Annotated in this window: 13 protein-coding genes; 1 reads left to right on the top strand and 12 read right to left on the bottom strand. The window is 43.8% G+C overall.

Annotation, left to right across the window (positions count from 1 at the left end; translation table 11 throughout):
• Window positions 1-23 precede the first annotated feature (23 nt).
• The 9 genes from G588_RS0110825 to G588_RS0110785 all read right to left on the bottom strand — a co-directional run bounded on the left by G588_RS0110825 (window position 24) and on the right by G588_RS0110785 (window position 11,912).
• Window positions 24-653 (bottom strand): hypothetical protein, encoded by a 630-nt coding sequence (locus G588_RS0110825; RefSeq protein WP_022778759.1) that lies wholly within the window; start codon window positions 651-653, stop codon window positions 24-26.
• A gap of 64 nt (window positions 654-717) precedes the next feature.
• Entirely contained in the window at window positions 718-1,371 is a 654-nt protein-coding gene (gene recO / locus G588_RS0110820) for a DNA repair protein RecO (RefSeq protein ID WP_026668727.1), read from the bottom strand.
• Between the two features lie 7 nt (window positions 1,372-1,378).
• The gene (gene era / locus G588_RS23045; protein WP_022778757.1) at window positions 1,379-2,467 is read right to left on the bottom strand and encodes a GTPase Era; all 1,089 of its coding nucleotides are present in this window, start codon (window positions 2,465-2,467) and stop codon (window positions 1,379-1,381) included.
• Window positions 2,457-3,437: a DUF4349 domain-containing protein gene (locus G588_RS19925; RefSeq protein WP_022778756.1), complete on the bottom strand. Its 981-nt coding sequence runs from the start codon at window positions 3,435-3,437 to the stop codon at window positions 2,457-2,459. Before G588_RS19925 ends, era begins: the two co-directional genes overlap by 11 nt.
• 94 nt (window positions 3,438-3,531) lie before the next feature.
• Window positions 3,532-6,462: an insulinase family protein gene (locus G588_RS0110805; RefSeq protein WP_022778755.1), complete on the bottom strand. Its 2,931-nt coding sequence runs from the start codon at window positions 6,460-6,462 to the stop codon at window positions 3,532-3,534.
• 55 nt (window positions 6,463-6,517) lie between these two features.
• The gene (locus tag G588_RS22755; protein ID WP_196804974.1) at window positions 6,518-8,083 is read right to left on the bottom strand and encodes a hypothetical protein; all 1,566 of its coding nucleotides are present in this window, start codon (window positions 8,081-8,083) and stop codon (window positions 6,518-6,520) included.
• Window positions 8,084-8,262: 179 nt separating this feature from the next.
• Entirely contained in the window at window positions 8,263-9,000 is a 738-nt protein-coding gene (locus tag G588_RS0110795) for a YebC/PmpR family DNA-binding transcriptional regulator (protein WP_022778753.1), read from the bottom strand.
• Window positions 9,001-9,034: 34 nt separating this feature from the next.
• Window positions 9,035-10,393: a hemolysin family protein gene (locus G588_RS0110790; protein ID WP_022778752.1), complete on the bottom strand. Its 1,359-nt coding sequence runs from the start codon at window positions 10,391-10,393 to the stop codon at window positions 9,035-9,037.
• A 61-nt stretch (window positions 10,394-10,454) separates the two neighbouring features.
• Window positions 10,455-11,912, bottom strand: coding sequence for a RyR domain-containing protein (locus G588_RS0110785; RefSeq protein WP_022778751.1), 1,458 nt, complete (start codon window positions 11,910-11,912; stop codon window positions 10,455-10,457).
• A 154-nt stretch (window positions 11,913-12,066) separates the two neighbouring features.
• Between G588_RS0110785 and G588_RS0110780 the strand changes: the two genes are divergently transcribed.
• Window positions 12,067-13,113 (top strand): J domain-containing protein, encoded by a 1,047-nt coding sequence (locus G588_RS0110780; RefSeq protein WP_022778750.1) that lies wholly within the window; start codon window positions 12,067-12,069, stop codon window positions 13,111-13,113.
• On the opposite strand, the gene alr is transcribed toward G588_RS0110780, so the two are convergent.
• The 3 genes from alr to G588_RS0110765 form a co-directional block, all read right to left on the bottom strand.
• On the bottom strand, window positions 13,101-14,258 hold the full coding sequence (gene alr / locus G588_RS0110775) for an alanine racemase (RefSeq protein WP_026668726.1): 1,158 nt from the start codon (window positions 14,256-14,258) through the stop codon (window positions 13,101-13,103). The two genes, G588_RS0110780 and alr, sit on opposite strands and share 13 nt — an antisense overlap.
• A 29-nt stretch (window positions 14,259-14,287) precedes the next feature.
• Complete coding sequence (locus G588_RS0110770; protein ID WP_022778748.1) at window positions 14,288-15,844, bottom strand: bifunctional ADP-dependent NAD(P)H-hydrate dehydratase/NAD(P)H-hydrate epimerase; 1,557 nt, start codon at window positions 15,842-15,844, stop codon at window positions 14,288-14,290.
• 62 nt (window positions 15,845-15,906) lie between these two features.
• Entirely contained in the window at window positions 15,907-16,569 is a 663-nt protein-coding gene (locus tag G588_RS0110765; RefSeq protein ID WP_022778747.1) for a hypothetical protein, read from the bottom strand.

Genomic DNA, 16,569 nt, shown 5'->3' with positions numbered 1-16,569 from the left:
TAATCCTCTCTTAAATTTGAATCTTATTTTGAAAGAAGCAATTGTGCCGAATCTGTACTAACCTCAGTAAATAATGCCTCTTTTTTGCCTTTTAAATTCGTCCCCTTACTCATATAGGAAATGTTGTAAGGAACCTTAATGTTTGATTTGTCGGATGAAATGATTATATGATTATCCAAATGTTCCTGTATACCGGCTTCTCCAAGGGTATTGCCGTCCTTGTCCACCAACTGTTCTGAGATCTTGTACCCCTTCTCCAACGCTTCACTGACTGTTCCGTAAAAAAGTGATACCTGATTAAAATGAGAATAATCAGAGGCGCTGTTGTAACTAAGCACCATAGTTACTTTCCCGGTCTCCTCATCCTTGGAAACGGATTCAAGGAAAACCTTGTCATTCATGAAGTCTGAGTTGTAAACAGAAGCTTCCTTGGTCGCCATATCACTAAGTTCCTGAAGATCATAGTAGGATTCACCAAAATCTTCAATAATAGTGCTGACCACCTTGCCGTCCTTGTCAATACTGATGGTTGTGCTATCCACCTTAGATGATCCGCAGCCGATAAGCACTATTGAAGGAATCAGCAGTAGCGCTGTCAGAACCTTGGCTTGTCTATTCTTAAGTTTTAGATGTGTATTCAATCTATGATTCACAAATTGCCTCAATAAAAGATAATTTTACAAAACAAACTAATTATATCCAAATAAGTTTTCTTTTTCAATACTCAAAGGTCTTTAGCATCTCAAGACTCTTCATAGGCCTGTCCACAAACCTTTTTCTGTAATCATCCCGCACCAACATCAGCTCTGATAGCACCTCATCCGTTACATTAAAGGTATAGAGCCTTGAAAGAGGGCTTGAGACTATGTAATCCAGTGTATATTTGGTGGATTCGGTCAGCATCATCTTCTCCGGAATCCCGGGGTATTCACCCTCTATTGCAAGGGCTCGCAGTTCAAATACGCACATTACCAGTCTGTTGGGCAGATTATTATTAAGAAGAGCCTTCAAAGAAAGATACAAAAGATTCAAAAGCTGCCTGTCTTCACTGTTCTCTCTTGTATAAAATGATGTAAGCTCAAGAAAAAAGGTGCCGTAGCAAGCACCTTCAAGATCCTGGCGAAAGCCCTCGAAATAATTCTCAATGTCTGCCTCAACAATGGTGTAGGAATTTTTGCCCGCATAGAGCTTGAAGGTGCCAAAGCAAAAGGGTTCAACAGTCCCGGAAAGTTTGTTTCCGGGTTTTCTGGCCCCTCTTGCAAAGGCAGTTATCTTCCCTCTCTCGGCGGTAAAAATTGTTGCTACCCAGTCATAGTCTCCGGCAGGAGAATGTTTGATAACAATACCTCTGACGGTAGTAATATCTTCCATAAATGCCTTATTTGTCAAAATTTCTTATATCGTATCCAAAACTCTTCATCTGTGTCTTGTCATCTCTCCAGTCTTTTCTTACCTTGACCCAAAGCTGAAGATTGACCTTGCAGCCTACAAGAGCTTCTATATCTTTACGTGCAGTAGAACCTATCTTCTTGAGCATGCTGCCACCCTTGCCGATGACAATGCCCTTATGGGAATCCCTCTCGCAGATAATGGTGGCATCGATATCCATGATTCCGTCGGGATCATAGCCCTCGTCCACAGGCTCGCCTCCGGAAATATCAAATATAACCGGGCCATCCTCCATCATCTCATCATCAGCTTCACCTGCTGCTATAGCTGCCTCTTCCTGAAGAAGCTTGCTCTTCTTGGGCGGATGCTGATGCCTCTTTTTCTTCTTGGGTTCTGCAGGAGCAGGCTTTTCTCTCATCCTCATAGTCTCGATGGTTACGGCAATTCCGTGAGGCACTTCGTCCTGAAGAAGGCGCAAAGCCTTTTCTCTTATTATCTCAGAAACGATATTTCTCTCAGCCTGATCTGTTATGGTATCCTCGTCATAGAAAGGAGGCCCCACAGGCAAGAACTCTTTTATGGCATCCATGACGCCTTCGATGTTCTTCCTCTTAAGGGCTGCCACATGTACCACTTTGGCAAAATCCATCTCCTGCCTGTAGGCATTCTCAAATTTCTCAAGATTATCCTCAGATACCGTATCAATCTTATTGATGACAAGGATCACAGGCTTCTTGCAGCTCTTTAGTTCTTCGATTATGGACTTCTCTCCGGCACCGATGAAGGTGGAAGGTTCCACCAGCCACAGAATAACATCCACCTCGTCAAGAGTGCTCTTGGCCACCTTGGTCATGTATTCTCCAAGCTTATTCTTGGTCTCATGAATACCGGGAGTATCCAAAAAGATCATCTGGCAGGTCTCATCCGTATATACGGTCATGATCCTGTTTCTGGTAGTCTGTGGCTTACTGGATGTTATTGCAATCTTTTGCCCTATCATCTGATTCATGAGGGTGGACTTACCAACGTTGGGGCGTCCTATGAGAGTTATAAATCCCGTTTTAAAATTATTTTCCATTCTCACCTTCTGCAGAAGTTACGTTCTGCTGTGTATTCTTTGCTACTTTTTTCTTTTTACTCTTTTTGTCGAGAACCCTGACAATTATTACAACTGCAGCTACGAAGATTGCAAAGAGAAGGATCTGCGGAATGTGAATGACGAACCAAATGCAGAATTCAACAAGACCATCTCTGATAGAGATAATGCTTTCAACAAAGCCTTCTGCCATTCTGTGGCCTGCGCTCTCCTTCTCGACAGGGGTGAATTTCTCAACCTCCTCAAGATACAGATAAACCGTTGTGTAATCAATCTTGTTATCATAGGTACGAAGCTGAGACTCAATGCTCTCAAGTTCGTATCTGACTTCTGCAAGACGGCTCTCTACAGCAATAAGATCCTCAACAGTCTCAGCAGACTCCATGATCTTAAGAAGTCTCTCCTCTTCGGTCTTAAGAGCTTTTTTCCTGCTCTCGGTATCAGCGTATTGAAGAGTAACATCCTCAACACTTACTGACTTACTAGTGACATTGTTGTTTCCCTCCAGGGTCTCTATAAGCTTGTCTGCGTTGTCAGCGGGGATCCTGATGGTATAGTTGGCTGATCTGTCCTCGTTATAAACACTGCTGTTTTCAATATAACCGCCAAGCTCTGTGATCTTGTTCTCCACAAGATTTCTTGCCTTATCAAAATCCTCTGTCTCGGCATTGATATGAATTGTTGTTATAAGCTTCCTGTTTGTCTTGGCAGCTGACTCATTCACTGTCTCTGCCTGAGCTCCGGAGGTGTTATAGGACTGATCGTCCATATATGCTTCGTCAGCAGTCTCTTCATAAATTGCAGCTCCCGCAGGTGCCTCATAGGTCATCTTGGAAGTTGTAAACGCGTTATCTGTAGTAGCCCTGCTTCCTGATGAACCGCATCCTGCAAGAAGTGTTGCTGCCAGCAGGGATGTTCCGATTGCAATACCTAAATTACCTTTTCTTTTCATATCTGATTTCCTCCTTGTATACATATAGGTGTTTTGCTTTTCTATATGGTATACATTTGTGAATGATCAAATGTTGCAACAATCCCTAAATTTTTTATTTATTTACAAGCTGGCCGATATTCTCAAAAATATCTTCACATTCCTGAATCTTTTCTGCAGTTCCGATAACGCATACGCACTGATCTTCCATAAAAGCATCAACATAATCCGCCATACTTCTGATTGATTCCTTTGTTGTGGAAAGAAGTTCATCTCTGTTTCTCTGAATATTCTCCATCTTCGCATTGCAAAGATAAGCGGTAAGTCCGTAGGTTCCTTTGCCGGAAGGAGTCTTGGGAGTATCAAGATCAGAAACCGCACCGATTACATACTGAAGAACTACTCTGTCATCTGCATCGAAGTTTCTAAGGTAATCAGCTGCCTTCTCAAAGACCTCAATACTGTTCTTAAGATTGGGATCTCTGTAGGTCACAAAAGCAGAATCACCGTTCTTGGCATAACTGCTCATACATCCGTAGGCACCACCAAGTACCCTGATGTTCCTCCACAAATAATCGTAGCCCATCATAACCTTCAAAACTCTGAGAGTTCCGTTATACTTAAGGCCCTTGGAGGCAAAGTTGCCGGCACGGCACACATACTGAACCTGTCCCGCTGTCTTGAAGGCTTCGTTCTTCTTCTCAGGAACAAGTACAAGCTCGCCCTTTTCATAATCACAGGTAAACAGGGAATCTGCAAATTTTCTGCTCTCTTCGGGAACATTTACATATTCCGCCTCGGTTCCTGTTATGTCTACGATGAGATTCTCAGGTCTGAAAATAGCCCTTGAAAGCATTTCAAGCTTCGTTGCAAGAGCCTCTGCACCTTCGTCTGTCTCTATCTCGCTGATGAGTTCCTCCAGATGCTTGAAATATCCTATTCCGCTGATGCCATCTGCAACCATTGCTGCAGGAGATACATAGGACATTGCTCTTACCGCAGCTGACTGATGACCTGCTGAAGCTAGATCAGACTGCATTCTGGCATACTGCTCGCCGACTATTTCTCTGAGGCGCTTGTAATCATGATATTTGGAACCTGTAACAATCTCTTTAATGAGCTCGAAGGCCTTGGGTAGATTATCATGAAGCACCTTAACATTTATCTCGAACTCTGTTTCAAAACTGGTTGCATCGGATGAATCGGTATAAGTACCGATGGAGCCTCCGATACCTCCGGTATGAATATTGATCTCGTTATAGAGGTCTCCGTAGGTATAATGCTCAGTATCAAGCATTCCCAGCACCTTCTTAAGAGTGGCAGCATAGGGAATAAGCTTGGCGTCAATATTCCTTAGATCAAATACAAAGGTTATATAGTCAATACCATGGGTAAAGATGTTATGGAACAGAATCTTGACCCCTTTTTCCTCTCTAAGATCATAAATAAACTGCTCTGCTGTCTTTTTGAGATCCTCTCTTCCAAGAAGCGGGATTTTCTTAAGATCTTCAGGATCATCGGGGCTTTCCTGATATTCCCTGAGAGCCTTGGTCTCCAAGGCGATATTCTTAATCTCTTCCGGAGACAGAGATTTCTTGTACTCTGCCAATTTGTTCTTAAGCTCTTCGTCTTTCTTCTCGGTAAGACCTCTTTCAGGCTCAAGAAGAAGTACTGTCCTGTGATTATTATCAAGAAGATACTCACGGATAAGCTTCTCGAAATAGTCTCCCTTTGCCTCCTCTTTGAGTTCTGCAAAGGTCTCATTGGCCTCTACATTGATCCAGGGGCTGTTATCATCGTACAGCCAGCTGTCCAGAACCTGGAGGCCATAGAGAAGTCCCTTAGGATATCTGCCAAAATCAGCCTCTCTGTACTTGAACTCATCATAGTTAAGGCCAGCAAGCAGGGACTTTTTCTCAATTCCCTTCTCTACCTGCTCCTTTAGAACTTCTCTTATTGTGTTAACAAACTCATCCTTCTGGGATGCATCCGCATTCTTGGCTATTATTGAGAAAACAGGCTGTTTGATGCCGTTGTCGTATTCACTGTATACGTCCTGTCCTATGCCCTTCTCAATGAGAGCCTTCTTGATAGGCGCACCGGGTGCTGAACACAGGGCATAATCCAGAATATCGAAGGCCACATAGAGCTTCTTGTCCAGAGTATCCTTAAGAACGCAGTTGTAAGAAAGATATGTGTTCTTCTCAAGGCTCTCCTCCTGCATTATAGGATAGGGCTTGTGAATCTCCCTGGGTGCGTCAAAGGCGGCCTGCGCAGGGATATCTGAGGAGACCTCAAGATAATCGAAACTGCTAAGGTAAGCCTTATCGATATAATCAAGCTTCTCAGCCATATCCATATTTCCGTAGAGGTAAATATAGCTGTTGGAAGGATGATAATATTTTCTGTGAAAATCAAGGTATTCTTCATAAGTCAGATCAGTGATGAAATCCGGGTCACCGCCTGACTCCTTGCCATAGGTGTTATCAGGGAAAAGCGAGCACTGGATCTCCCTTGACAGAACGTCCTCCGCAGATGAAAAAGCGCCCTTCATCTCGTTGTACACTACGCCGTTAACGGTGATATCGGAATCCTCAGATTCCATCTCGTAGTGCCAGCCTTCCTGCTTGAAAATCTTGTCGGTCTTATAAATGTTAGGATAAAATACCGCATCAAGATATACATGCATCAGATTCTGGAAGTCGGTGTCATTGCAGCTTGCGATCGGATACACTGTCTTGTCCGAAAATGTCATTGCATTTAAAAAGGTGTTAAGAGATCCCTTAACAAGTTCAACAAAAGGGTCCTTAATAGGGAATTCCCTGGAGCCGCACAGCACTGTGTGCTCTATGATATGGGCAACACCGGTGGAATTCCTGGGCGGTGTCCTGAATCCTATTGAAAACACCTTGTTCTCATCATCATTGGACAAAAGAGCAATTCGCGCCTTTGTCTTTTTGTGGCTGAGAATATAGCTGTCGGAATTAAGATCCTCAATTCTTCTCTTTTCAACTATTTCGTAAGCCGTTAAATCCTCTATTCTCATTTAATGAATAATTCCTTCCTTCTTTTTCATCAAAGATCACAGTTATATTCTGCAATCAGATATCAAAATCATCGCCGTGCTTGAAGGCGATATCAAACTCATCCTTCTTTTCAGAGGAAGCTCTGCGCTTTGCCCGCCTTTCAGCAGCGCGTCTTCTTTCATCTGCCTTAAGGGCGTCATTGATCTCTTTTCTGTTAAGCGAGATTGTACCCTCAAATTTGGGCATCTTCATATGGGGCTCTGCCGCTCTAGGAGTCTCGTCGTCATCATCCATCGGAAGTACCATTCCCTCAGGAACATATCTTGGAGCATTATTCTTAACAGGCTCTTCTTCCGGAAGTTCAGGCTGAGGTTCCGGAAGAGGCTCAGGTTGAGGTTTAGGCTCGGGCTCAGGTTCCGGCTCGGGCTCAGGTTCCGGCTCCTGCCTGAATTCCGGCTCAACCACTCCGGAAACGCCGGCGCTCTCTGTTTCAGGCTCTTCCTCATTATACTCGTCTTCCACTACAGGAACTCTGTCAGAAGACATGCATATAAGAGCAGCCACACAGGCAAGAATAAAGCCATAGTAAATGGTTACCATAGTCTGATCGTTCATTCTGGTGGCCCCCATGAAGGGAACTGTGGCAAACACGATAAGAAGTGACAGAATCCAGGGTGAAACCTGCTCAACTTCCCTGTTCCTCCAAAAGCCCACGATAACTCCCGACATAGCTACAACGGTTATCAGATAGATGATCTTATAATCCGTGTAGGTCCAGAACATGCTGAAGGTATTCAGATTGTGGAAATAATGGGATGCCCACATGACGATGGTGACGTCGCCCTGCATTATTCCGGCTTCCTGAAGGATCATTGCCGTGAAAGTAAGGATTGCCCCCAGAAAAACAAATGCAAGTCTTATTAGCTCGCTTTTAACCTCTGTATCATGAATAAAAGGAACAGCAATTATAAGAGGCAATATGGTCACAAAAGTGCCAAAGTCCACATAAGACATAAAGCCAACGACAACGCCTGCCAATAAATACCAGATCACCCACACACGGGAATTATATGCCTTTTTGGCTGCGCCTTTAATGTAAAAGGACACAACTAACAGTTCTATTCCGAACAGAACAAGGAACAGATACTCAGTTGACAGCTTGGCCATTCTGGTATTATCAGAAAAAAGAGGCATAAAAGCCGTATACGCCGCAAAAACAAGGGAAGCCGTCTTACCAAGCAGCATCCTGACTGCAAAAGCTCCGCAGATAATAAATACGGTAAATAGGAATACTTCGAAGAAAAACGCCACAGAAATCTTATTACCAGTAAAGAGAAGCACAAAGCCAAGAAGCTTGGAATAAAGAATTGATAAAAGATCGGTTTCCTGAATCTTTACGCCGTGCACGGCAGCATTATCATACAGTGTGATCTTACCTGAAGGTATTGCTGTTGTTCTGAAGAGCAAATTGACTCTGTAAACAACAGATCCGATAATTATCCCTGCCAGGGTTATGCCGTACAGGATCTTAAAAACAATTTTTCTCGACAGCTCTTCGGCGCCGATGGCATCACAGACTCTTCCCAGAAGGAAGGTCACAACTCCCATGATAAGAACAGACAGCACTGTGAAACCGCCCACATAAAGATATATGTCTTTAGACGGAAAAAGTCCCGAAAAGTAACTACAGCTCGCTATCATAACCACATCAAAAAGAAGAAAAACACAAAAGATGCATATTGCCGGCCATTGGCGTCTTAGTTTCATTTCAGGACTCCCCCACGTCATTTGTTTTTTAACTTAAATATTCACTTGAAAAATTACTCTTCAGGCTCATCCCAGTTGTGGTATACAGCCTGTACATCATCATCTTCGTCAAGAAGATCAAGAATTCTTGTAAGATACTTAACAGTCTCAGGATCTGTTACGGAAACATAATTCTGAGGAATCATTGTTACCTCTGCTGAAGCTGTCTCAACCCCCTCTTTGCCAAGTGCCTCAACTACGGGCTGGAAGTTCTCGGGAGTTGTAAGAATCTCGTAAGAATCCTCTTCCTCATTGAAATCATCAGCACCTGCATCGAGTACGAGCATCATAAGATCGTCTGAAGACATCTTGCACTCTTCCTTGTCGATGAGGATCTGTCCCTTATTATCAAACATATAGGATACGCAACCGGGAGTTCCCACGTTGCCGTTTCCTTTGGTGAATGCGCTCTTAACGTTAGCAGCTGTTCTGTTTGAATTATCTGTAAGAGCCTCAACGATAATGGCTGTTCCGCCAGGACCGTATCCTTCGTAAGTAATGCTCTTGTAATCTACTGCTCCGTCGGCACCTGAAGCCTTCTTGATACCACGTTCGATGGTGTCGTTGGGCATGTTGTTGGCCTTTGCCTTAGCGATTACTGTTGCAAGCTTGAAGTTGTTGGCAGGGTTAGGGCCGCCTTCCTTAACAGCAACTGCGATTTCCTTTCCGATAATGGTAAAGATCTTACCCTTTGCCGCATCATTCTTTTCTTTCTTGTGCTTGATGTTAGCAAACTTTGAATGTCCTGACATAAAACCTGTTTTCCTTTCATATATATGTTTAAATCTATTTTGCTATTGCAAGTTCATGGTCCTCTTCTGAAACCTCTTCAGGTAATTTGTTAGCCAAAACGTCCTGTATCATATGGTTCTTAACAGAAAGAATCTTGAAACTATAGCCTTCCACATTGACGGTAAAGTCTACATCTTCCTCGGGTATCCTGTCAAGTTTTGAAATAAGGAAGCCGTTAAGAGTCTCAAACTGAGTCTCACCAAAGCTTAGGTCAAACCTCTTCTCAAGGACTTCTATAGGTGTCTTACCGTCTACGATATATTCGCCCGAATTCTTGGTGGGCTTGATATAATTAACATCTTCGTCGTATTCATCCAGGATATTACCGACAATCTCCTCAAGAATATCCTCCATGGATACCAGTCCTACTGTCTGTCCGTACTCATCTATGATGATAACCATCTGAGTCTTGGTGGACTGCATACCGTGGAAAAGAGAATCGATGTTCCTGGTCTCGGGAACGAACTTGGGCTGTCTTAAAAGCCCCTTGATCTTCCTGATGGGAAGCTGTGCATCCGTCTCGTCGGAAAGCTTCTTCATGGCATCCCTGATGTGCATGATCCCGATTATATGATCGATATCATCCAGATAAACAGGGAATCGGGAATTGTTGGTGTTCATCATGAAGCTGACCGCATCCTTAAGGCTCATGTTGGCATCGATGGCCACCATATTGTTTCTGTTGGTCATGATGTCCTGAGCTTCCTTGTCGGAGAACTCAAAGATATTGGATATCATGTCCGCCTCTGCCTCCTGAAGAACGCCCTGTTCCTGGCCTTCATTTACCATTGACTTTATCTCTTCCTCTGTGACATCCGACAGATTGTCGTCTTCTCTCACACCGAAGATATACAAAACTCCGGAGGACAGCACATTGGTAAGATAAACAAAAGGCATACTGAGAAGTCTGAAAAAACTGACAGGATAAAAGCATACATAAGCCCATTTCTCAGGATTTCCCAGTGCAAGTCTTCTTGGAATGATAATTCCAAAGCACATGATGAGCAGCGCCAGGACAAGTCCCACGGCAATAAAAATCAAACTCTGTGCCAGTTCCTGCTCATTGACGCCGGCCATTCGAACAATAAAGTCCGTTAGGTCATATGTAACAATACCACCAAGAAGCATGTTAATTATAATTGTAACAAAATGCATGCTCTTGACATGGTTCGAATCATTCTTAAGAAGTTCCAACAGCTTTTTGCTGATACCATCCTTCAGTTCCGCATCCTTTTTCTCCACATCCTCCTGCCTTAAATGCAGAAGTGCACAGGAAAAACCCTGAACCAGAACATCGATTAAAAGAATCAGACAAAAAGCGAAAATACTGACAGAAGGCAAGCCTTCGTCCATAATCAAATCCTCCTGTAAACATGAATAAACAAAAATGCGCAAAACATCAAATTAAACTATATCACATTTTTCCATTTGTTGAAAGTAGGCGCAGCATCTCCTTCTTGATGCGCTCATCATAAATGCCGTCCTTGGCCTTCTCGGATTTTGGAAGTTTATCGTACGCCACCAGCATAGGATGCTGTCTCTTGGCATTATTTCTGACTTCATTGTAGGTCCAGTGATTAATAAAATAGAATCTGCACCATCTTATGTGCTCAAGCTCCCATGCAATCTCACTGTCCTCGGAGAGTTCTCCGTCCTCAAAAAGCCTCTGCTCTATCCAGAAATGATCGGCTCTTGCCACATTGGAATCCATATAAAAACCGCTGAGTTTTTTCCACTCATCCTCCATCTCCTGCTTGAAATCTTCGGGAGCAGTTCTACCGGCATATCTAAGGCAATAGTCATAATTAAACAGCTTACCGAGTTGGTAAAGTTTTTCTTCCTTGACATTCTCCTCTGTAAGAACGTCCTTGATATCTCCAAAGGTAAGGATCTTGTCGGAGAGATACAGGTCGCTGAAATCCGTCATTGATTCCGAATAGCAATGAACCTCTGCATCGGGATTGATGTACAGCATTCTCTGAAGCGCTTCAACGGTGTGTTCCTTCAGGGTATAGATTATTCTGTCCATCTCCTTGATTGAATCAATTTCCTCATCCCAGTTGCCGTCATGAACTATTATCTTGTCCTTGTTCATGGTGCTGAGTCGTTTAACGAAGGTCTTCTCAAACTCATCACATCCCCAGATATGATATTCGAAATTCTGATCAAGGGAAAAAATATTGTTAAGAAATCCATACTTAAAAATGGCAATTCCCACCTGATCATAGCCGATGATCGCAATCTTAACGGCTTCTTTTCTCTTATCGTAGAGATTATTGTCCTTCCAGTAGGTTCTGGCAAGGAGATCATAGATGTTAAAGAAATGAAGGGCTGCTTCCTCATCATCTGCAGCTTCCAAAAGTGTGGAATCAACCTGCTGCATCAGCATATATACGTTCTTATCCTTGAGTTTTTTCTCATGCTTGGTGTAGAAATTTATATTATTCAAGTCATCAGAAAACATAAGGATATGGTTGTTGACTCTCTCCGCCCTCTCGGTGCTGTCCACTATGTAGCCATGCCTTATCGTGCGAAGAAGCTCCTTTCCCCAGTCGTTGTCGGTATAGACAACCGTGGCATCCTTGTGGAGCCTCACAAACATATGCCCAACTCTTCTTGATGCATATCTGACTACGCTTAAGATGATACCTGCAACAACTATGGTGGAGGTTATCTCCGCAAAGACAACATATCCGTTTTCTATATCAACGACAGGATTGACGAAATACAGAGCAATGGAAGCATACACAGTCTCCCAAAACCCCAGTTTTCCAACCACTCTGTATCCTATAAATGCACTGATAAAAGGAATGGCTGCCGCCACATAGGACAGCCAGAAGAGCTTTTCTCTGATAACTCTGAATATCTTCATAAACTATGGTTCCCCATTCAAACTTAACTTTTTTCTAAAAAAGCTGATAACATCATACACATTATCATTTTCCCGTCACTATTTGCAAGCACTTATTACATAGGATAAAATTAGAAAAGTGATCATCACAATATCAGAATAAATGGGGAATAAAATGGTTTCGATTGTTACGATGGCTGCAAATGCACTCGGGGGAATAATTGTCAGTGCTTTGAGAGCTTTCTTTTCTTTGATATCCTGGTTTTTAAAAAACTTTTTCAACTGCATCAAGTACTTTTTCTGTGTTCTCCCGGTTACAGCTGTAGTATTCTCCGGGCTTTTTGTTGTGAACATTGTGCTGCTGATAACAGGGTCCTTTCATGTCTCCGAAACAGATTTCCTTCCGGCTGAGGGAGTTAACGAAGCAAACAGACTTCTTGATGCAGGCACTAACACAGTCGCTGTAATGTACAGAGAGCTTATTTCCTGGTGGAATGATACAGTTTACGTTCTGTACGTGGGCCCTGCATACATTGTTCTTTTGGTTGTTACGATACTGATGTTTGTTCCCGTGGTAAGCGTGCTGCTGTGTATCTCAGTATTTGCCTCCTATTCAGCGGTACTCTTCGGGGCAGTATGCGTGGATGCAGCGATTTATATCCTACGTCTGATCCTTGGCAAATCTCCGGTCAAACAGATTCAGGGCCGATATTTCCTGCTGTTTAGGGATGCTGGTAAAAAGCATGATGAGAAAACCTATGAAAAGTGGCTGAGGCGCCATCACGATGAATTCGAAAATGATGAATATGAGAAATCTCCTCGCAGGTCCAAGGTTGACACCTTCTATGAGGACGAGGCTTCTGATGATCGATATGAAGATGATTACTACGAAGATGATTACTATAAAGACGAAGCTGAATATGAGGATGAGGAAGACTATCCGGAAGACAGTGAATATGACTACCCTGATGAGTATTCTGATGATGAGGAATATTACGAAGAAGAATATGATGACGACGAATCTGATGAAGACTACGATGATGAAAATCCCGGCTTTGATTTCTTTGCCGGTTGCAGTTCAAGGGAAAGCCTTGATAAAAAATACAGATCCCTGGTCAAGCTCTATCATCCCGACAATATGGACGGTGATACCCGGGCACTCCAGGAAATCAACGTCCAGTATGACAAGGCCAAAAAGAGTAAAAGATTTCAGGAAACATAAACTCTTGGTACTCTTTTGTTAATATCACAGGTGAGCTCATAGTTGAATCTTCCGCTGAGCTCTCCGAGAAACTCTGCGGTGATCTCCTCACCGCTCTTTTTATCTCTTCCGAGAAGGACTACTTCATCCCCCTCTGCTGCATCGGGAATATCAGTAACATCCACCATGAACTGATCCATGCACACGCGTCCCAAAATGTTGGCGCGTCTGCCATTTATAAGTACATAGCCCTTGTTGGACAGACTCCTTGGATATCCGTCGCCGTAGCCTACGGGAATGGTTGCGATCCTGGTGCTGCCGCCGGTCACATAGGTTCCGCCGTAGCTTACAGGTGTTCCTGCAGGAACCTCTTTGATCATTACTATATGACTGATAAGCTCCATGGTGGGTTTAAGATCTATTATGTCCTTGGGCACTTCCTCAGAGGGCCACATCCCATAGACGGTTACTCCTGCTCTCACCATATCCATGCTTGATTCGGGAACTGCTATAATGCTGGCGGAATTGGCACAATGCTTGATGGGAATTGTAATACCGGCCTTCTCCTCTGCCATATTCACGAAGTCAGCAAAGACCTTCTCCCTCTCCTTCACATTGGTGAGATCCTTTTCATCCGCTCTGGCAAAATGGGTAAATATTCCTTCTATTCTGATTCCCTTAAGGGCTGCTACCTCTTTGATAAAATCTGCTCCGTTGTCATCAGGGGTAATTCCTATTCTGCTCATTCCGGTATCCACAGCAATATGAATAGGTGCAGGCTCTGACAGCTCGCCGCTATCTATAAGTGCCTGTGCGCACTCAGACAGCTCTTTTGCCATGTCCATACGAAATACGGTGGGACGAATTCCCTGTAAAAGCATTCTCCTATGAGAATATGGGAATGTATAACCAAGGATGAGAATGGGCTTATTGACTCCATTGTCTCTAAGTTCGAAGGCCTCCTCTGCGGTGGCTGTGGCATATCCGCTGATATAATCCACTTTCTCCAGTTCTTCTGCTATACGAACCGCGCCGTGTCCATAGGCATCCGTCTTGATAACAGCCATCATCCTTGTGCCCGCAGGTATATTATTCTTCATAGCATCAAGATTATGTCTTATGGCACCAAGATCAATTTTGGCATATACTCTGGAGTATTCTTCCAACATGTTCAAACCATCCTTATAAATAAAATTTAATCCAATAAATTGGCTAGCTCACTGGTGATATCCGAAGCTGCCATGAAATGCTTGCCAAGCCTCTTCGCTGCGGCATCTCCGCAGAGGCCGTGGAGATAACAGGACAGGCACGCTGCCTCGAAGCTACTCTGCTTATCGCAGATAAATGCCCCCATTATTCCCGACAGAACGTCACCGCTGCCGGCTGTTGCCATTCCGTCATTGCCGCTTACGTTAATATATATCTTTTTCTCATAGCCATCGGCTATTATGGTTCTTGCATCCTTGCAGACCACCGTACAGTGAAGCTCCGAAGCAAGAAGTCTTGGATATTCAAGAATATTGTCCTTGCATTCCTTAACACTCTTACCGTATAGTCTTGCAAACTCTGCAAGATGAGGTGTAAGAATTAGTCTCTTACCGCCGGTAGCATAGTTGGCAGCAAGGTTTCTGAGTTTCTTGTCCTCAGCGATGATATTAATTGCATCTGCGTCTACGACAAGACTTTTATCATAGCTCTTTAATACACTTCTTACAAGCTTTTTGCCCGTTGAAAGTGTTCCAATGCCGGGTCCGAGAACAGCCTGGGTAGACCATTCAAAAGCCTTCTCAAGCTTGCTTTCAAAATTCTCGTCCTCTTCATACACATCAAGTATTGCTTCCGGTAAAAGAGTCTTGACGGCGACCGCATTGGCACTTGATGTAAATACGCGTATCATACCGGAGCCGCTTCTGAGCGCTGCTGTTGCACATAGGATACAAGCTCCGCTGATGTCTGTGGAACCTGCAATGATCAGAACTTTACCATTGCTTCCCTTATTGGAATCCTTTTTTCTGGAAGGAAGAAGCTTATCTATATCTCCGTCATAGAAAAAGGCCTCCGGTTCCTTTCCAAGAAAACTCTCCCCGGTGATACCGGCGTCCTCAACGTAGAGTCGCCCAACTTGTTCACAACCGGGGTACATGAGTTGTCCTATCTTGACCTGATTAAAAGTCACTGTGGCATCCGCCTTAACTGCGGCCTGGCATATCTGACCGTTATCGGCATTGACCCCCGAGGGCATGTCGACAGAAACAATGAACAGGTCATCCTTTCGAACAGCTTTCTGCTGGTTGATGAAGTTCACAGCCTCAACGTAATCTCCGGACACAGGCCTCGACAGGCCGATTCCAAACATCGCATCTATTATGATATCCCACTGAACAATGTTTTTGTTGTCCACTATATTGGAAAAAGTGTCCGTGAGTATCTTGTACTTTTCCAGAATCTTAAGCTGCTTAAGAAGAAGGTCTGAGCACTTGGTATAATCTCCAAGAACACAGATATTGACGCGATATCCCCTCTGAAGAAGAAGTCTTGCTGCGCAGGCTCCGTCTCCGCCGTTATTTCCCACACCGCATATTATAAGACAACGAAGCGGCCTGTTAATGCAGCGCCCGGCTCTCCACTCATCTATCCTGTCGCAGATCTTGAGAGCAGCCCTCTCCATAAGGATAGCGCTGTCAATTCCAAAATGCTCAGTGGTATTTCTGTCACAGATTTTCATCTCACTGCTGGTAACCGCATATCTCATTGTCATCCTCCTTTTGGGAAATGGCCATAAACATTAAGGCTGCCAAGAACGGCAGCCCTGTATTATTCTACATATTCATTTTCATTGCCGGCAAGAGGGCGCCTTACTGGGTGTCTTCTGTCCGGGTCATACTTCATGTCAAAAATCTCGATAACCTCCGGTCCGAAGATCTGATGCATATAGGAATAAAGATTGTAATTCTCCATCTCCGATTCCTGAAGCCTTATGACATTTTTCTTAAGTTCCACTCTTACCTTGGAGATCCATTCATCCATAGCCTTGATATAATCGGTATTGTCATGAAGTCTCTCGTAGCACACCTTCATGGTTTCTATCATAAGCTTGTAATCTATATCATAGATTTCTTTGGAAAGACTCAGAAGCTCATCTGTATGACTGTCGAGCCTCTCGTTACATTCATTGATAAGACGGGTTCTGTCCTGAATCTCCTTCTCAATCTGGGGTGAGTCACCGGACTTGGTGGCCTGATCTCTCAAGGGGACAATTTCGCCAAGGAGCTTCTTTTTGAGCTTCTTGATGTCCTTGGTCTCGGTTCTGATCTTGCCATCACGTTCAACCAGTGCATTCAGTTGATCCGCCAGAGCCTCTATCTCAGGCGTCATCTCCGTCTGCGTAAACAGCTGGTGCCATTTATTATCCAGTGTAAGGATGGGAATACTCTTTCCCTCCAGCGCAGACATGTACACTTCGTCATTCTTTGCCAT

It is taken from the genome of Butyrivibrio sp. AE3009 (assembly GCF_000420845.1).
Lineage (GTDB): Bacteria > Bacillota > Clostridia > Lachnospirales > Lachnospiraceae > Butyrivibrio.
This window is presented reverse-complemented; position numbering and strand designations above follow the sequence as displayed.